The organism is Paenibacillus sp. S-12 (assembly GCF_030363895.1).
Taxonomy (GTDB): Bacteria; Bacillota; Bacilli; order Paenibacillales; family Paenibacillaceae; genus Paenibacillus_B; species Paenibacillus_B alvei.
On sequence record NZ_JASIUF010000016.1, the window covers coordinates 1 to 18,342 of the forward strand.

At 46.2% G+C, this 18,342-nt stretch carries 15 protein-coding genes and 1 pseudogene; 4 read left to right on the forward strand and 12 right to left on the reverse strand.

The genetic code is table 11. From position 1 onward, the window contains the following. The 6 genes and pseudogenes from NO352_RS15460 to NO352_RS15485 form a co-directional block, all read right to left on the reverse strand. Positions 1–992 (reverse strand): annotated as a pseudogene (locus NO352_RS15460) (polymorphic toxin-type HINT domain-containing protein); the annotation flags it as partial. Positions 993–1,037: 45 nt separating this feature from the next. Further along, positions 1,038–2,729, reverse strand: a complete 1,692-nt coding sequence (locus NO352_RS15465) for a hypothetical protein (RefSeq protein ID WP_289356062.1) — start codon at positions 2,727–2,729, stop codon at positions 1,038–1,040. A 316-nt stretch (positions 2,730–3,045) separates the two neighbouring features. Beyond that, entirely contained in the window at positions 3,046–3,975 is a 930-nt protein-coding gene (locus NO352_RS15470; RefSeq protein ID WP_289356063.1) for a PadR family transcriptional regulator, read from the reverse strand. A 181-nt stretch (positions 3,976–4,156) separates the two neighbouring features. Then, on the reverse strand, positions 4,157–4,891 hold the full coding sequence (locus NO352_RS15475; RefSeq protein ID WP_289356064.1) for a response regulator transcription factor: 735 nt from the start codon (positions 4,889–4,891) through the stop codon (positions 4,157–4,159). A 143-nt stretch (positions 4,892–5,034) separates the two neighbouring features. Continuing rightward, positions 5,035–6,861, reverse strand: a complete 1,827-nt coding sequence (gene pnpS / locus NO352_RS15480; protein ID WP_289356065.1) for a two-component system histidine kinase PnpS — start codon at positions 6,859–6,861, stop codon at positions 5,035–5,037. A gap of 463 nt (positions 6,862–7,324) precedes the next feature. Beyond that, positions 7,325–8,875 (reverse strand): fumarate hydratase, encoded by a 1,551-nt coding sequence (locus NO352_RS15485; protein ID WP_268621839.1) that lies wholly within the window; start codon positions 8,873–8,875, stop codon positions 7,325–7,327. A 241-nt stretch (positions 8,876–9,116) separates the two neighbouring features. Here NO352_RS15485 and yfbR point away from each other — a divergent pair, with 241 nt between their 5' ends. Continuing rightward, a complete protein-coding gene (gene yfbR, locus NO352_RS15490) occupies positions 9,117–9,761 on the forward strand; it encodes a 5'-deoxynucleotidase (protein ID WP_005551674.1) in 645 nt (214 codons plus the stop codon). Positions 9,762–9,887: 126 nt separating this feature from the next. Continuing rightward, positions 9,888–11,039 carry a sporulation integral membrane protein YtvI gene (gene ytvI / locus NO352_RS15495; protein ID WP_005551675.1) on the forward strand — a complete coding sequence of 384 codons (1,152 nt, stop codon included), beginning with the start codon at positions 9,888–9,890 and terminating at the stop codon, positions 11,037–11,039. A gap of 125 nt (positions 11,040–11,164) precedes the next feature. On the opposite strand, the gene NO352_RS15500 is transcribed toward ytvI (NO352_RS15495), so the two are convergent. From NO352_RS15500 to citZ, 4 genes are all read right to left on the reverse strand, one after another. After that, entirely contained in the window at positions 11,165–11,608 is a 444-nt protein-coding gene (locus NO352_RS15500) for a hypothetical protein (RefSeq protein ID WP_268593846.1), read from the reverse strand. A 167-nt stretch (positions 11,609–11,775) separates the two neighbouring features. Further along, positions 11,776–12,726 carry a malate dehydrogenase gene (gene mdh / locus NO352_RS15505; protein WP_005551678.1) on the reverse strand — a complete coding sequence of 317 codons (951 nt, stop codon included), beginning with the start codon at positions 12,724–12,726 and terminating at the stop codon, positions 11,776–11,778. A 14-nt stretch (positions 12,727–12,740) separates the two neighbouring features. Beyond that, positions 12,741–14,039, reverse strand: a complete 1,299-nt coding sequence (gene icd / locus NO352_RS15510) for an NADP-dependent isocitrate dehydrogenase (protein ID WP_005551679.1) — start codon at positions 14,037–14,039, stop codon at positions 12,741–12,743. A 133-nt stretch (positions 14,040–14,172) separates the two neighbouring features. Then, positions 14,173–15,285: a citrate synthase gene (gene citZ / locus NO352_RS15515; RefSeq protein ID WP_005551680.1), complete on the reverse strand. Its 1,113-nt coding sequence runs from the start codon at positions 15,283–15,285 to the stop codon at positions 14,173–14,175. 339 nt (positions 15,286–15,624) lie between these two features. On the opposite strand from citZ, the gene ytvI (NO352_RS15520) reads away from it, so the two are divergent. Further along, positions 15,625–16,740 carry a sporulation integral membrane protein YtvI gene (gene ytvI / locus NO352_RS15520; RefSeq protein WP_005551681.1) on the forward strand — a complete coding sequence of 372 codons (1,116 nt, stop codon included), beginning with the start codon at positions 15,625–15,627 and terminating at the stop codon, positions 16,738–16,740. A gap of 374 nt (positions 16,741–17,114) precedes the next feature. Continuing rightward, positions 17,115–17,282 (forward strand): hypothetical protein, encoded by a 168-nt coding sequence (locus NO352_RS15525; protein WP_289356066.1) that lies wholly within the window; start codon positions 17,115–17,117, stop codon positions 17,280–17,282. A 78-nt stretch (positions 17,283–17,360) separates the two neighbouring features. Here NO352_RS15525 and NO352_RS15530 read toward each other — a convergent pair whose 3' ends face one another. Together NO352_RS15530 and NO352_RS15535 are read right to left on the reverse strand one after the other, a co-directional pair. After that, positions 17,361–17,762: an FxsA family protein gene (locus tag NO352_RS15530; protein WP_005551683.1), complete on the reverse strand. Its 402-nt coding sequence runs from the start codon at positions 17,760–17,762 to the stop codon at positions 17,361–17,363. 73 nt (positions 17,763–17,835) lie between these two features. Further along, positions 17,836–18,336, reverse strand: a complete 501-nt coding sequence (locus NO352_RS15535) for an acyl-CoA thioesterase (RefSeq protein WP_289356067.1) — start codon at positions 18,334–18,336, stop codon at positions 17,836–17,838. Positions 18,337–18,342 lie beyond the last annotated feature (6 nt).

Here is an 18,342-nt window from a genome sequence, read left to right on the forward strand (position 1 = left end):
CCCACGGCATTAAAATATTGCCGTACCCCTGTTTTATAATTGGCAAGCTCATACGCAGACTTTTCATTTCCTATCTTTACATTCTCTGATTCGGAAAAGTTCAAATCATGAAAAGGATACCCCACAATATTAGATCCATCTATTCGGTAAGTGCCCAAGCCGGAAATATAAAGATACATCTGTCCGTCTACTCTTTTGAAATAGGAGATATCCCAAATCCACCCTTTTCCGAGCTTGAATCTGCCTTCTTCATCGGTTGAATGTTTCGTGATATTCTCCTTATAACTTTCCGGGTTGTAAGTAATATCGTTCTTGGCTCGAGAGCTGTCGTATACGCGTCGCAGCGCAAAATCTAAACCGTTGTATCCAGGCATGACCAGATCCGTTGTCTCCACGCGCAAGGAAGCGTCCACGGTCGAAATATGGTCGCTTTCCGAACCGACCGCATACGGAGCTTGATCCAAGCGAATCGCTGTACGCTGCAGCGCGACCTTGTCGTATGGGCTATCGTCGCTTAGCGATCTCTTCGCTCGACGCTGGGTATTGTATACTAGATCGGTAACCGATAGAGGTTCTTCTCCTCCATATACTTGATCCGTTACAGAGATGGGATCATATACGGCAGCAGTTACACTCGCATTATGAGCATGTAGGGGATCCGTAACTAGCGAGGGGTACTGCTGTTCCATAAATTGCTCATACGATCCGCCCTGCTTTTGAAGAAGCAGCCCTTGATAAATATGATGAAGCGGGTAGCCTTTCACGATTTCATTGACCACCCAATCCCTTGCTACGCCAAACATTTCCGTAATCGAGGTGACGGTGATTAGCTCATCTGAGTCCGATAAGGTTTCATTTGCGCCGTATACGCTAGAGGTGACGGTTCTATTGGATGTTTGGTTCGAAGACTTAGGAGAGTCTTTTGCTGATGTAATAGGTATACTTGTGAACAATAGCGTACATGCAAGAATCATTGACAACCATTTTTTCAAAGCTACTTCCTCCTCCTATAAATATAAACGGTTACCATACTTCATTCATTCCATCTCTTCCGGAAGGGACATTTCTACTGGTGCTGAAGGGTTGTAGTTCGGGTTAAATCGCAAATTATGAACCACGACTTTTTCTGCCCACGCTTTGTTGGGATCAATCGGCAATAAACGAACAGACACTATTATTGCCCAAGTATTTGGTAGAATATCTTCTTGTAAATGTATTACCTGTATTTCATTTTGTAACGTATAGGTTTCTTTATAACTTTTATGTTGATCACCAAATCCTCTGGATAGAAATACTTTAACCTCCAATTTTGCATTATTGCTGTCTAGAATGGAGATTTCCCCGTGCAAAGAGAACTTTCCTCTCATCGTATCCGGTACCATTTTCATCGACTGGTGGATTTCAGCGGAATTATTCCCCCATGTTCCATAGGGTACAGCAATATATTGTCCTCCATTGTTACTGCTTTTCCCAAAAACAGCTCCTGCAATATTTGTCCATTTAGTCCAGCCCTGAGCGATATCGCTATTTTGATCAAACAACGTAAATAACGAGTTCCATAATGCCTGCGGTTCTGTACTATACTCGAATGAAACATGCGCAATATCAACGTCGCTGTCGCTTTTCCCACTAAAATGCGCCCCTGCGTATACGTTTGCATAGACTGCGCCTTTTGGAATACTCCCTCTTAGTGATGCCGTCTGGTCAGATAAACTATTTGATGTGGTATAATTCGTTCCCAGCAATGTCCCCTTCTCATTAAAAAACAAGATTTTTAAATGAGTTTTTGTGTTTGCAGTGCCTCCAATTCGACGAAATATCCCTCTCATTTGATAATTTCTCGATTCATCAATTAATAGATGCTGTATCAGATAGGTTTCCTTACTAGTGCCTTCTGAATTATTGGAAATTATCTGCCTTTTCTTATATTCATTAGTAGTCTTCAATCTGAACCTGACGGAGTCCTTATCCCCTGAAATTCCCCAGTAATCTGGAATTGTTCCCTCCGCGGCTTGAATTTCTCTGCCCTGAAAATCATGATTCATGAGCATATTAAAATAATAATCTAAACCATAGGTGACATCGACGCCCTTAATTACTATCGTGCCGGCCGCATTGTCGCCAGTTGAATGGATCGCGATTTGCACAATCGCTCTTTCTGCTTTTTGGGGAACACTCTCTCTGAGACTCATCGTGAAGAAGAAATCGCTCTGCAACGTGCTTTTTTGGCTCTTTTTGCGAATGACCTTTCCTGTGTTATCTACAAAATCGACCATCATTACAGCTTCTGCATTATGTAAGTGTTCAATCTTCAAAGAAGCTTTCACATCGAACTCCCGGCTGGATTCCTTTGGAATCGACAGTGCTTGCTTGACCCCAATGAAACCTCCCAGTGGAATATTACTGGCTTGAATCTGCTGATGATTTCTTGACCCTATTTTTTGAATATTGAAGCTGGATACAGCCCTGTTGTCCGTCATATATGACCAGCCTACCACTTTGCCACCATTGTCTACTTCTTGAAAATCGCCGTTTGTCAACGTATTCATATACGTCTTCTCTCTTACACTTCTGCTTGTCATGTTTCCATTGTTATCTGCCTGATAGACAATTTCCTTTTCATCTTGCGTGATCACCGTTAGATTCCCATTCTTGTCATAACGATACTCCGATTCATAAGCACTAACGCTAGCTGCGGAAAACGTCAACAATGACAGCACTACGAACACAATTGCACACCTCATGTTTCGCCCTGCCTTTCTGAAATAGATGACCGTCCCACTTATTCGAACAACCGCTCTTCCTCCTTCATTATTCTAGGACATAAAGTAATAATATCCTATTTTTCCTTGATTTGACTATTTTGAGTTTTGAGGAAACTTTTTTCCGTGGGATTTTGAATGAATGCTTATCTGCATAACAAAAAGAGCTGTTTCCGAAGTAGTGATCAACTACCTGGAAACAGCCCTCGTATATTTATCCATAGTTGGATCGAAGCTTCATTCTTCATTGCCTATACCTACCTACCCTATCCCCCCGGCTATTTTATCGAATAAGCCAGCTTTCAGCATCCTTACGCGTTTCAAAAACTCCAAAATGATTGCTGCGATTGGATTCGACCACCATTTCAGTAAACCGGCCTTTGTTCAACGCTTGATCGGGAATGATGACCGCCGTTTTGACGCCGTAGTTCGTAAATTTCTGTATCATTCTTCCCGCTACACCCGTTCGCAAACTATAAAAATCCTCTACAAGCGCATCCCCATGCACCATAAGCAAGTCAGCATCGTTTTCTCCGCATAAGGCTACCAGATCCACAACATCCTGCTCTGTGCTTAACGGGGTCTGACTCGATAGCAATTCCATATACCTCTTCGTTCCGGTCTCTATTATTTTATAGTTCATGGTCGTACTCTCCTCCATTCGATTTTTATCTTTGTTTTTGTCTTTGAGCTCCTCGCGGATACCCTGCACCCATTTCAACTCATTGTGATAGCAGGACAGCAGATTTTCTGAGATTTTATCCCACAAAAAGACTTCCCGATCGTTACGATTCGGCGCTTGAACCCCGCGCTTCATTTTTTCCTGCTGGTAGGCAATTTGCATATGAATTCTGCCCTCATATCGATCCAGCAGTTCATCTAATTCCTCGTTGCTCAGTTGATTCGCCCACGCCAATTGAATGAGGAACGTGCTCTTGAACTCTGGAAGCTCCGGTTCATTCAGAACCCATTCCTTCAATCTCGCCAGCCCTTCATCTGTAATGCTGTAGATTTTCTTGGAAGGGGAATTATCCTGATGTTGAACTTCATTCGTGACCAACCCCTCATTCAATAGTTGTACAAGCGATTTGTAAATTTGATTGTTATTGCCTGACCAGTACATCGTTGTAGAGTCTTCAAAAATTTTTTTCAGTTCATATCCTGAAGCAGGCTTCCAGCTCAGAAGCCCCAATATGGCATATTTGATTGACATAAAAAGCACCTCATTAGGTTACTAGTAACATAGGTTAATCATAACCCATATTACTGTGAATGTAAATAAAGGAATTTGAAATGGTACATAAAAGTAAAAAAGGGCTGTCCCAAAAGTCACTCGAAAGTGACAGGGACAACCCTTCTATATTTAACATATATGATTGTGCACCTCTTATTTCCTAAGACGGAAGCACACCTTGCTTCTTGTGAACGACAAGCTTGTAGCCAACGCCACGAATCGAATCGATCTGTACGGATTGCTGATTCATTTCCAGCTTCTTGCGCAGGGAGCTGACATGAACATCTACTGTGCGCTGACCGCCAATATAGTCGAATCCCCATACGGCATTCATCAGGTCGTCCCGTGTAACAACCGTTCCAGGCCGCTGTACAAGATACAGCAGAACTTCAAATTCCTTAGGACGCAGCGGAATGAGATCATTATGAAGCGTAACTTCATATTTCTCTGGATAGATCCGGAGATCACCCAGTGCGATCAGCTTGTCATCCGACTCCTCCGGTGATGGCAAGCCCGTTCCGTCGCTGGAGGTTCGTCTCAGCACCGCCCCCACTCTTGCCAATAGTTCAGCAACACCGAACGGCTTCGTAATATAGTCGTCAGCGCCACACTTCAAGCCTTGGACGACCTCTTCTTCCGCATTTCGAGCCGTTAAAATAATGACTGGGGTGCGGATTCCTGCCTGCCTTACTCGCGACAATATTTCGAATCCATTCATTCCCGGAAGCATAATATCAAGCACGATTAAATCAAATTTGCGATGAAGCGCCATCTGCAGCCCTTGCGTCCCATGATCGACTACCGTTGTCTCATACCCTTCCAAGGTCAGGTTGTAGGACAGCAATCGCGCTAGTGTAGGTTCGTCTTCCACTACCAATACTTTAATTTCTGACATAATCTTCCTCCGAAAGTCGAATCGATTATACGCAATCGTCTTTCTTCACCATATCTCAACATTATCGTAACATAGATCCTGTCCGATTGACCAAGCATTTTTCAAAAATGTTGAAAATAAATGGAAAGCTGCCGACCTCTTCATTAACCTTGCTTCACACGATTTGAAAGCATCTGAATATCCTGCACGACAGGCAGCTCGATCGTAAACGTCGTACCTACCCCTAGTTCGCTGTCTACACGAATGAGGCCATGATGCGCATCGACAAGATGCTTCACGATGGACAAGCCAAGACCAGTCCCGCCGGAGCTTCGAGATCGAGCCTTATCGACACGATAGAATCGTTCGAAAATGCGCGGCAAGTCTTTCTTTGGAATGCCAATACCCGTGTCGGAAATGGTCAGCCTAATCCACTCCGCCTCTCCATCTTCTCCATGCTCAATCGGCACTGCAACAATCTTCACCTGTCCGCCTTCTGGCGTATAGTTGATCGCATTCGACAATAAATTAAGGACAATTTGCCGGAAGCGATCCTCATCGGCCTCCACATACAGATCCTGCTCCGAACTTAACATCACTTCAATCCGCTTCTTCTCTGCTTCCTTCGAGAGCATCTCCACGGTCCTCTCAAGGAACAGATCTACCTGAACCGGAGAATATTGCAGCGGAACCCGCTTCGATTCGATCTTAGAAAGCTCTAATATATCGCCAATAAGACGATTCAAGCGCTCACTCTCATCATGAATAATTTGCAGGAATGACGATGCAATTTCGGGATCATTCATCGCGCCATTCATGAGTGTTTCTGCGAACCCCTTCACCGCAGCAATCGGTGTCTTTAACTCATGAGATACATTCGCGACAAACTCGCTTCTCATTCGTTCAAGGCGGCGGATTGCCGAGACATCCTGCATGACAAGCAGCGCTCCCGCCCATTCATTGTCTGTAAAATAGACAGGGACGACACTTACATCGAGCAAACGTTCTTCCGGATAGTACAGGGTAATTTCATCATGGCTCGAAATTTTCCGCTCCAGCACCTCTGCGGCCATCTGCTGCATCTCAAGCGGAGCATGCACATCCTCGAAAGCCCGCCCGATCCACTCTGTGCTCTTAATGCCCAAAATATGCTCTGCCTTCCGATTCAGCAAACCGACATGCCCTTTCGCATCAATCATCACTATGCCGTTGATCATATGCTCCAATACTGCCTGAAGCCGGCTTTCTTTCTCACGGATTTCCGACATTTGAACCTGCAGGCTATCCGCCATCGCATTAATCGCAGATCCGAGCTGCCCAATCTCATCCTTTCCGACAGATTGCGTTCGTGCCCGATAGTCCATTTGGGCGATGCGCATCGCTACCCGGGTCATATTTTCAATAGGCCGAGTCATGTTGAAGGCGATGCGATAGCTGACGATAGCAGCTACAAAAAAGAGGATCGCAAGACCAATCGCTAAATAAGCCCATAGTTCGCGAACACTGCTCTCTACATCAGCCAAGCTCATTGCGAGTCGGACATACCCATCAAAGTTCTGGGTATGAACAGGAGTGGCAACGTACAGCATGTTTTGCCGAAGGGTGTCGCTATAGCGAATATTGGATCCGAGTCCATGTTCCTTGGCGGCTGCGATCTCCTCTCGATTCAAGTGGTTATCCATTCCCGTCACAGAGCGATCGGAATCTCCTACTACGGTTCCATCCGCCAAAATGAACGTAACCCTCGCATCTGCACTGTCGTGCAGCTTCTGTGCCCAGCCTGAATAATAGGTTGACAGTTCTTCAAATTGCGTGCTCTGCTTCCAAACCAGCGTCTGTTCGATAAGCATAATTTCCCGGGACATATTTTGCTCAAGCTGTCGAATATGACTCGTCTTGAATGTAGATGCCATATATATGCCCGCCGTGAGCACGGAAATACCGATAAGCAAGACAAACACAAAGGTCAACCTTGTGCGAAAACGTGACATGGTTCTACTCCTTCTTTCTGCTTTTCGTTCATTGTACGGTCTACGTATTAATCCTACTTATCCCGTTTCCATTTGACTAGCAGAAAGTTTATTAAGCTTTTGTAAATTTGCGTAATTACCGTCGCATCAGGCTGCTGAACCAGGATCGCAAGCATAAATGCAATCGCTGTTTCTGACCGAAATACCTCATTGCAAGCACCAAGCCGAGGGGAATATTGAGCATGCCTGAAGCAAATCCCAATGTAGCTCCCCCATCACATCAGACCATCCGCACCCTAGTCCAGTCCCATCAACAAAGGCTGCAAGCCCGAACATCCATAGGACATACGTACAAACGGAAGAAGCGCCTCACTACAAAGAACCCCCAGCAACAAGCAACTGGGGATAAGCAAATACATATACTGTTCGAATCAATTGTTTATCATCAGACCGACATTGCGCTCGAACTTATTATTCTAACTCATTAAAATACCGGATCCTTGAACTGAGCCAGCTTCTCAAGCGAGCTCCGATCCACATCTGCATGCAGGCTGTTCCCATGGGAATCCATCGTTACAATCGCTGCAAAGCCTTCCACCTCCAGATGCCACATCGCCTCTGGGATGCCGAAGTTCATATAGTCAACACCGTTGACTTGTTTGATGCACTCTGCATAATATTGCGCAGCGCCGCCGATCGCATTCAAATATACTCCGCCATGCTCCTGCAGTGCAGCCAGCGTCTTCGCCCCCATGCCGCCCTTGCCGATAACAGCACGGATGCCGAACTTCTTCATAATATCGCCTTGATAAGGCTCTTCACGAATACTTGTTGTCGGACCAGCCGCCTTCACATGCCAGCCTGCCTCATCCTTCAGCATGACCGGACCGCAATGGTAAATGACCGCCCCATTCAAATCTAATGGCGCATCGTGATCCATTAAATGCTTATGGAGTGCATCACGGCCTGTGTGCATTTCTCCATTAATTATAACAACGTCACCGACGCGCAATGAACGAATTGCCTCTTCCGTAATCGGAGTCGTGAGCACCACTTGACGGCTTGACCCTTGCTCAGAGGCAGCCGCGACTTGCTCTTTGCGTTCCGTGTCCTGCGGTGTCGCCATGGCAACCTCTGTACCGCGTTCGTAGATCCAATCGCGGATCGCGCCTGTATCACTATCAAGGAGAACACCTTGACGGCGGAATGCCCAACAATTGTATGCGACGGATACGAAGAAGCTCGCCGGCAATCGATTCATAACGCCAATTTTACAGCCCAGCAGTGTGACCTCACCGCCGAAGCCCATTGTGCCGATCCCCAGCTCATTTGCCTTCTCCATAATATACTGCTCGAGCCGCGCCAGATCCGGATGAGAATTCACGTCATCCGCCTTGCGGAACAGTTGATGCTTTGCAAGCTCATATCCTGTCGTACGATCTCCCCCGATGCCAACACCGATGAAGCCTGCACTGCATCCCTGACCTTGAGCCTGATAGACAGCATGCAGAATACACTTGCGTATTCCGTCCAAATCACGGCCAGCCTTGCCCAGCCCTTCCAACTCTGTAGGCAGACTATACTGTATGTTTTTGTTCTCGCAGCCGCCGCCTTTCAGAATAAGCTTAACTTCCACCTCATCGCGTTCCCACTGCTCGAAATGAATGACAGGCGTACCCGGTCCCAAGTTATCGCCGCTGTTCGCCCCCGTTAAGGAATCGACAGAATTGGTACGAAGCTTGCCTTCTTTTGTAGCCCGGCTGATTGCTTCGTGAATGTCCTGCTTCATTTTGATTTGATTCGCCCCAACTGGTGTATGTACAATAAAGGTTGGCATGCCTGTATCCTGACAAATTGGCGACACGTTTTTCTCAGCCATGTTAATATTGCGAGCGATCGTGCTTAAGGACAAGCCTGAACGCGTTGCCGCATCCTCACGAGCTTGCGCCTGCTGAATCGCCCGTCTCACATCTCCAGGTAAATTTGTAGACGTTTCCACAATTAATTCATACACACTTTGCAAAAATGATGTCATCATGAACTTGCTCCTCTCATCTCTTACCATCCCGGGAAATGAGCGTTCTTGATGCAGATCTCGGAAGCATCGGGAAGTAGTTTTATGTTTCAATTTCGTCAAATAAGTTCCATGCTATTATAATATCATATGGCATGCACCTTATCGAACCATTTTCCATGCCATGCTGATACAAACAACACACAATCATTCTTTCTTAATGAAAAGAATGTCATGATATTACTGTGAAAGGAAGAGACCTATGAGTACATCTGAGAATTCAACTGCCAAACCCCATCATTTTCTCGCTTATATGTACCGGCTCAAGCATATCGAGCGCTGGAGCCTTATGCGAAATACAGACAAAGAGAATGTTGCCGAGCATACGTTTCATGTTGCGATGACCACACATATGCTGTGCACCATTGCCAATGAAGTGTTCCATAAGAAGGTAGATACCGGGCAAGCTGTTGCACTCGCCTTGTTCCATGATGCAACCGAGGTATTTACTGGCGATATTCCAACTCCCGTCAAGCATCATAACAGCCGGTTATTGAACAATTTCCGTGAAATTGAACAGCTTGCAGCCGAACGATTGGTCGGAATGATTCCTGCCGAACTGCAACGCGTATATTCACCCCTTATTGATCCGCAGGGCGATCATGAGCTGCGTAGTTATGTGAAAGCTGCTGATCTGCTTGATGCGTATGTAAAGTGTATTAGTGAACTGGCTGCCGGCAACCGCGAATTCGAAATCGCCAAACGCCAAACAGAGCAAAAATTAAAGCAGTTGGATATGCCAGAGGTGCACTATTTCCTGACTGCACTTGCACCAAGCTTTAACATGACGTTGGATGAAATTTCTCTATCAGATGAAGAGGAGCATGCCGAGGATCCTATGTCCTAGCGACATGCATTTGGATGAGTATGAATTGATTCTTTTGTTACAATAATGAAAAGAACAACCTGAACGGCTGCATATTCACTCACATACTCCACATTCAAGATTATTTTTGTAGAAAGGAAGTCATGGATGCCTATTTTTAATACCACCCTCGTTCATCGCATCTTCCGTGCAGCATGGGTGCTAATCCTTGTTGCTGCCGTTGCTGCGGTATTCTATTTCGGGTTTTCGATCATTTGTCCCTTCCTGATCGCTTGGCTGTTAGCCTACATGATGAATCCAATCGTCCGCTTTTTGGAGAATCGCTGGAAGTTCCGCCGCGGATTTGCCGTTATGACGGCCTTATTGCTCTTTGCAGCCATCATTGCAGGTGTTCTATATATCTTCACAACGAAGATCATATCCGAATCGTGGCATATTATGGGGATCGTACAAAATCAAATTATGGAGTGGAGAGCACAGGCCGAGGCCTATTTCTATTCGGCTGAGTTCCAGCATCTTCTGTCTGATTTGAATGACACATTCAATTTTGCAGATTTGAAGTCTTCACTATCAAAATATACAGGAACGATTGCTAGCGGGGGCACCTTAATTGTCGCCTACCTATTTAATTTCTTAAAAGCTACTGTCTTGTTCCTGCCTAAGCTTGCAGTTATTACGGTCATCGTCTTGGTCGCTACATTCCTGATCAGCAAACAATGGAACATGATTTCTTCCAAGGGCACGGCTATGATTCCTGAACGTGTACGCCGCTCTCTTGGAGTCGTCACAAGCGATCTGCAGAATGCTGTGTTCGGTTATATTAAGGGACATATTATTCTGTCCAGTATTACTGCACTCGTCTTCTTCCTAGGCTTGCTTGTGCTAGGTGTTGAATATGCCTTCACCATTGCACTGATTGGCGGTCTTGTAGATTTAATTCCGCTGGTCGGCATACCTGCCATCGTAGTGCCGTGGGCTATATTCGCCTATGTGGAGGGAAATGTTTTTTTAGGGACGGGGCTGCTCATCATGTGGCCGATCATCCTTGTTACACGACATGCTTTTGAACCTAAAGTATATGGGGACAGCATTGGACTAAACCCGCTCATGCTGCTCTTCTTCCTGTATGCCGGATTGAAGCTGTTCGGCGTGCCTGGCATTATCATCGGAATTTTGTCCCTTGTCGTACTTACAGCACTAGAGAAGGCACATGTGTTCCGCGATGTATGGCGCTATATTATGACCGGCTCCTTCTTCAGCAATGAGGAGGATCAAGCTGCTGTATCGCTCATTGATTAAACAACCGACTTGATTCTTCATGAGGGTTTCGCAGAACGGGAGCTCCTCCCCAACTGAAACAATCTTGAATCATAATCTACTAAAAAAATCGCCCGGCTAGACATTAGTCTGACCAGGCGATTCTATTATGCAGTCGGTACAGTAATAAACTTATAACTGTATACCATCAGAAGTACAATGACAATGAACAATACGAAAATAAGCGTACTGAATGTGCGAACCTTGCCGGTAGCTGTATCATTTGCTTGACCGCTCTTTGCGGATTGAGCTGCAAGCTTGATTTGCTTGCCCATGATGCCGCTAAATGCTGCAATCGCAAGGAAGACAACCGTCGTCAGTACCATCCAGAGCACGCTGTACTTCGCTTGGCTCATGAGATAACCGCCTGTAATGAACTGAACGATCAAGAAATACTGAGATAAACGATTCGCCGTTCCCACGCCCACGAGCAGCCCCTCTTGGCCTGCTGTAGACAGCTTGTTCAAATTCCCTACGACAAATGGAACAATGGCATAGAACCCCATTGCTACCGCACCTAAAATGTGCAAAAGATTAAAGGCACTGTACATATAAATACATTCCCTCCATAGCCATGATATGTATCATTCTTCGTTCCATTATACTAAAATTTTCTTGCTAACACAAAGAAAGACACCGAAAAATTCGGCGTCTTTCTTGTTATCTCAATGACATTTGTCACAATGTTGATACATTATAAAATAATTGCATTATTGTGTTACACGTGTTCTCCAGTAACTACCTGAATGACGCTGCGTACCGATTCGGCTGACTTATCCAATGCAGCCTTCTCCTCTGGAGTCAATTCAATCTCGATCACTCTCTCGATTCCGTCTCCACCGAGTACAGCCAGCACACCCATAAATAAGCCGTCATACCCGTATTCGCCTTCCAGATAAGCAATGACCGGAAGAATCCGCTTCTTGTCTTTCAATATGGCTTCCGCCATTTGCACGATCGAAGCCGCTGGCGCATAGTAAGCACTTCCGTTGCCAAGCAAATTGACAATTTCGCCGCCGCCTACACGCGTACGCTGTACAATTTCCGCAATGCGTTCTTGCGGAAGGAGACTTTCAATCGGTACTCCGCCCACACTCGTATAACGAACGAGCGGCACCATATCATCTCCATGACCGCCAAGCACGACACCGCGCACATCTTCCACAGATACGTTCAGTTCTTCTGCAATAAAAGTGCAGTAACGAGCCGTATCCAGAACGCCGGATTGGCCGATTACGCGATTTCTAGGAAATCCGAGTGTTTCAAATGCAGCATAGGTCATCGCATCTACCGGATTGCTCAAAAGAATCACGTAAGCATTCGGGCAATAAGCTTTTACGTTCTCACATACCGACTTCACAATGCTTGCGTTCGTATTTACCAAATCATCACGGCTCATACCAGGCTTGCGAGCCACACCTGCAGTAATGATGACGATATCGGAATCTTGCGTGTCTTCATAGTTGGACGTTCCTATAATGCGGCTGTCAAACCCTTGAACCGGACCAGCCTCAAGCATATCAAGCGCCTTGCCCTTTGTCGGATTCTCCAACTGAGGAATATCAACTAATACAACATCTCCAAGTTCCTTTTGAGCCAACATGAGAGCAGTTGTCGCCCCAGTGAAACCAGCACCAACGACTGTGATCTTATTGCGTCGAATAGCCATTCGGATTCGACCTCCTAGTTCATGTGATTGATGATGTGGTCGGCAAACTGCGAGCATTTAACTTCTGTCGCATTTTCCATAAGGCGCGCGAAATCATAAGTAACCGTCTTGTTGTTGATGGCGGCTTCCATTCCTTTATAGATTAAGTCTGCTGCTTCCTGCCAGCCCAAATGCTCAAGCATCATAACACCGGACAAGATCACAGAGCCTGGGTTAACAACGTCTTTATCCGCATATTTCGGAGCTGTACCGTGAGTAGCTTCGAAGATTGCATGTCCAGTCACGTAGTTGATGTTCGCACCAGGTGCGATACCGATGCCGCCAACTTGGGCAGCCAACGCATCAGACAAGTAATCGCCGTTCAGGTTCAATGTCGCAATGACATCAAATTCCTTCGGACGCGTCAATACTTGCTGCAACGCGATGTCTGCAATCGCATCCTTGATGATAACCTTGCCAGCCGCTTCTGCTTCCGCTTGCGCCTTGTTCGCAGCTTCTGTTCCTTCAGCTTCTTTGATGCGGTCGTATTGCCCCCATGTGAATGTGTGCGCTGGGAATTCTTGTTCAGCCACTTCATATCCCCAGTTCTTGAACGCACCCTCAGTGAACTTCATGATGTTCCCTTTGTGTACGAGCGTCACGCTCTTGCGCTTATGCTTGATCGCATATTCGATTGCGGCACGAACAAGACGCTTGGATCCGTCAGACGATACAGGCTTGATGCCGATACCAGATGTCTCAGGGAAGCGGATCTTCTTCACGCCCATTTCTTCTTGAAGGAATTGAATTACTTTCTTCACATCTTCCGAGCCAGAAGCATACTCGATACCTGCGTAGATATCCTCCGTGTTCTCGCGGAAAATAACCATATCCACCAGTTCCGGATGCTTAACAGGGGAAGGAACACCATCGAAATAACGTACTGGACGCAAGCACACGTACAGATCAAGCTCTTGGCGAAGTGCAACGTTCAGGGAGCGGATGCCGCCGCCGATTGGCGTCGTCAATGGACCCTTAATCGCCACAATATACTCGCGAATCGATTCCAGCGTATCATTTGGCAGCCATTCACCATATTCGTTGAATGCCTTTTCGCCAGCGAATACCTCGTACCAAGCAAGCTTGCGTTCACCGTTGTATGCCTTCTCAACAGCTGCATCCAATACACGCTTGGACGCGCGCCAAATATCACGGCCTGTACCATCCCCTTCAATGAATGGGATAATTGGATGAGCAGGCACTTGAAGCTTGCCATCCACAATGTTAATTTTCTCGCCTTCGGTCGGTGGTGCAAATTTGTCCAATTGAATCACAGATGTTCCTCCTTCAATGTCATTGTCACACAAACAGCTAACGGGAGCTACTCCTCTATTGTAGCAACCCGTCAATTTGTAAGACAACCTAAGTTTTCAAAAACTTCTACATATATCTCAAATGAGTGCAAAATTACCTTGCTTGGATCGGGATAAAAAGTTGATTCGACGGTCCTGTATATTCCGCACGAGGGCGAATAATACGGTTATTGTCCAACTGCTCCAAAATATGAGCTGTCCAGCCGGATACGCGGCTGATTGCAAAGATAGGCGTGAACAAATCTCTTGGAATGCCCAGCATCGTATAAACCGAAGCCGAATAGAAATCAACATTCGGTTTAAGCCCCTTCTGGCCCGTAACGAGCGCTTCGATGCGAGTGGACATGTCATACAGCTTCAGGTTATCGCTTGCTTCACCCAGTTCACGTGACATCTTCTGCAGATGCTTCGCACGCGGATCTCCATTCTTATATACACGGTGTCCGAAGCCCATGATTTTCTCCTTGTTGTCAAGCTTACTCTGGATGTAATCATCCACATGATCCAGATCAGCAATCTCCTCCAACATCATCATAACAGCTTCATTTGCTCCGCCATGCAGCGGACCCTTCAGTGCGCCAATCGCCGATACAATGCCTGAATACATATCCGACAAGGTAGCAACTGTAACCCGTGCAGCGAACGTCGAAGCATTCAGCTCATGATCTGCATGTAGGACGAGCGCCTTATCCATTGCGGATACCGCGCTGGCAGAAGGCTCTTCACCAGTCAACATATATAGGAAATTATAGGCTATGGAATGACCCGCTTTTGGAGGAACTGGCTCCTTCCCTGCACGAATGCGGGCAAAAGCCGCGACCACAGTTGGCAGTTGCGCTTGCAACGCTATAGCCTTGTTAACATTCGCATCATGCCCCGTGTCATTCGCATGCTCATCATATAAAGCTAATGCGGAAATCGCAGTACGGAGAACAGCCATCGTATTCGCATCAGACGGATACAATTTCATTTGTTCAACAACGGCTGAAGGAATTGCAGCGTTCTTCTCCAGGCGCGTGTGTAACTCCGAAAGTTCCTCTTGATTTGGCAGCTTGCCGAACCACAACAAATGAACAACTTCCTCGAATGTCGAATGCTCGGCCAAATCGTCGATATTATAACCGCGGTATGTCAGCACACCATCGATGATTGAGCTAATAGAAGAAGTCGTTGCAACTATGCCTTCCAATCCTTTCGTTGCTGTCATCTGTCCTCTCTCCTTTGCAATGTAACCTAATACCATCCCAACTTTCTTTTCCCTGTAATCTCATGATGTGACCCGCCTCGGAAAAAAAGGCAAGTTTTTCTATAAAGATGATAATGGATAATGTCGGAAATGTGAACGGTTTCAGTAGAAAAATATGGATAGAAATGCTTTATCAGAGGTATAAACGTTTTTTAAAGTCCTGTGAATTGGGGATTTAGAAAAGAAAAAAACAAGGAACGGACGTATTGTGCATAGCATATAAGGAGAGGGTCGTCCTTCTCAATCGGACGTGCTCGTATGTGAAAAATTTATGGAGAGATCATGGAGGTGAGCGGGAACATGGAGCAGCACATCATTAAGCGTATTCTTCGTGGGGGGTGGGTATTGACCATTGGTCTACTCATGATCTTATCCTGCTATATCCTTATCCCACTGATTTATCCGTTTCTCATTGCCTGGATGATCGCCCTCATGCTTAATCCGGTTGTTCAATGGATGTCTGAACAGTTCCGGATGCCGCGTTGGCTGAGCGTCACGATTTGTTTAACCTTGTTCATCACTTCGATGCTAACTGTCGCGGCAGCGGCGGTGACGCGTATCGTGCGGGAAATCTATAATTTGTCGGTCTCCATGGATCATTTTCTGCAATTGTGGCGGGAATTCTTTATACGGCTGTTCGAAAATGATAAGGTTCGTATCTTTTTGGATACGCTCGGTTCCTTATACAAGGATAACCCTAACCTTCAGGGCTCAATCAACAGCAACCTATCAAGCACAGCCGAGAAAATAACAACGGTAGTCACCAATCTCATCACGTCATTTCTGGATGCGATCGTTCGCCTGCTGTCCAGTCTGCCGAATGTGGCGTCCATCTCCATCATCATCCTGTTATCCGCCTTTTTTATAAGCAAAGACTGGACACGCTGGATGAACATCCCCGCAAAAGCAATGCCCGACTCCATCTGTCAGCCATTGCGTACGATCTGGAGTGATTTGAAGCAGGCTCTGTTCGGATATTTGCGCGCCCAGTTATTTCTAATCTCGATTACGATGTTCATTATTACGGCAGGACTAATTGTGTTGCGAGTTGACTATGCCATCACAATTGGACTTCTTATTGGCATTGTCGATCTGCTGCCGTATCTCGGCGTCGGCGCTGTGATGATTCCGTGGATTATATACTGCTTTGCAATTGACCAAACTTCCCTCGGAATTGGATTAAGCATTGTGTATGGCATCGTTCTGTTCACAAGGCAGATTATGGAGCCCAAAGTTCTCGCTTCAACGGTTGGACTTGACCCGCTTCTTTTGCTGGTTGCGATGTTTGTCGGCATGCAGTTATTCGGCTTTCTTGGACTTATTGTAGGTCCTGTTGCCCTTGTGCTGCTGTCTGCGATGAAGCGGGCGAACGTCTTTCAGGATTTACGAACATTCATCATGAACGGAAAAAACTAAGCAAACACTTATCCGCTTGCCCTATACTGCATCGCTTCCGCAATGTACTCATCATCATCGAAGGTAGTTAGGATAATTACCCATAGCCGACGATAAGCATCAAGCTCTCTCGAATAAAGGGATCATCATCTACAATAAGAAAGTGAATCATCTGCTTTCTCTCCTTTGTGAGCTTGTCACTGCATTTGTCTGCCCCAACTCGCAAGGGGATGATCCTACGAATACTATGTCGGATAAACAGATCCACACCTTCGACCAATGCTTCAACACTAGTACGTCCTATCAGTATATCGCGGAAAAATTGGCGAACAATACCCTTTTCGCACTCATTTAAGCAGCGAGCATCATTGTTTTGACTCACTGGCTGTTGGGCGTTGAATGGGGAATTCCTTGGAAGCTGGATGGATGCAATGGAGCTGCTGGCTGCCGGAGGAACGTGGACTACAATCCTGCTGCATATTGGCGTACTGATTTTGTTCGGCATTGTACGGCTTGGCATTGGTTCAGCCGTGCTGCGCCCCGGCAAGCGGGAAGCGATCTGACTCAATTGTGGAGAACATATGCAAAACACGCCCGTCAACATGGTTCTACACCATATAGCGGGCGTGTTTATTGTTGGATTAGAAACGGCGAAAGTAAATAAAGTTGCCGTCCTTCATCTTTTTCTCTAACCATTTTAGTAAGTAGTATCTGTAAATCGGTCGTGTCAGTGGAAATACAAGTGTAAAGCCAATAATATCGGTAAAGAATCCCGGCGTAAGGAGCAAAATCCCGCCTGCTAGAATACACAAGCCCTCTACAGCCTTTCTACCCGGAATTTGCCCTGCCTGCATTTGCTTCTGGGCATCTGCCCATACTTGATTCGCCTCGTAGCGGGCAATGACTGCACCAATGACACCGGTTAGCAATATCAACAGGAACGTATTCCATCCGCCTACCCAGTTACTCATCAGTACGAAGCCATACACCTCTAACGCAGGAATCAATGTCAGCACAATGAGCACCCATACCATCGGATTCATAAGACATTCCCTCCCTTGCATCATGACATTTGCGTTGCATCATGCACTATAATACAGCCTACATGGAAATGAATCAGTCTGTTGAGCACATTTTCTCAAGCAACGTCCATACATCCTTCGCTTCCCGTTCAAGGCGAATCGGCCGCCATTTTGCATTCAACCAAGCAAGCGTCGTCGTCCCCTCCACCAGCAGTTCTCCGGCAGGATGGGATACCCAGCCTGATTCAGGCAGACTAGATAACAAATGTTCAGTTACTCTGCAAACCTGAGTAGCAAATGTAACTCGCAGCGGCGACAATTGCTGGAGGCGCGTATATACGACAACTTGATCATCATACAAGGCCGGCCGCTTGAACTTCACCTGAAGGTCGACTACAGGAAGTAGAAGTCCGCGCTCCTCAAGATCCCGATAGCTAATACCTAAGGAACGTATCCATTCGGTTCTTCCGACCTCAAACCAGGTTATATAGTTGCCATGGAATACAACATTCATTCGATCCGTTTCTTGATAACGCACGCGCAGCGGATAACCAAACCATACGGATTGATCTTCTTCCTTTACGTCAGGGGACATCACCAT

Bases quoted from the DNA above. Each gene is read 5' to 3' on its own strand.
- NO352_RS15535 (WP_289356067.1), bottom strand. From the start codon at position 18,336: ATGTCCCCTGACGTAAAGGAAGAAGATCAATCCGTATGGTTTGGTTAT.
- pnpS (WP_289356065.1), bottom strand. From the start codon at position 6,861: ATGTCACGTTTTCGCACAAGGTTGACCTTTGTGTTTGTCTTGCTTATC.
- ytvI (WP_005551675.1), top strand. From the start codon at position 9,888: ATGCCTATTTTTAATACCACCCTCGTTCATCGCATCTTCCGTGCAGCA.
- citZ (WP_005551680.1), bottom strand. From the start codon at position 15,285: ATGACAGCAACGAAAGGATTGGAAGGCATAGTTGCAACGACTTCTTCT.
- NO352_RS15530 (WP_005551683.1), bottom strand. From the start codon at position 17,762: ATGAATCCGATGGTATGGGTGCTCATTGTGCTGACATTGATTCCTGCG.
- ytvI (WP_005551681.1), top strand. From the start codon at position 15,625: ATGGAGCAGCACATCATTAAGCGTATTCTTCGTGGGGGGTGGGTATTG.
- yfbR (WP_005551674.1), top strand. From the start codon at position 9,117: ATGAGTACATCTGAGAATTCAACTGCCAAACCCCATCATTTTCTCGCT.
- NO352_RS15500 (WP_268593846.1), bottom strand. From the start codon at position 11,608: ATGTACAGTGCCTTTAATCTTTTGCACATTTTAGGTGCGGTAGCAATG.
- NO352_RS15470 (WP_289356063.1), bottom strand. From the start codon at position 3,975: ATGTCAATCAAATATGCCATATTGGGGCTTCTGAGCTGGAAGCCTGCT.
- NO352_RS15475 (WP_289356064.1), bottom strand. From the start codon at position 4,891: ATGTCAGAAATTAAAGTATTGGTAGTGGAAGACGAACCTACACTAGCG.
- mdh (WP_005551678.1), bottom strand. From the start codon at position 12,726: ATGGCTATTCGACGCAATAAGATCACAGTCGTTGGTGCTGGTTTCACT.
- NO352_RS15485 (WP_268621839.1), bottom strand. From the start codon at position 8,875: ATGACATCATTTTTGCAAAGTGTGTATGAATTAATTGTGGAAACGTCT.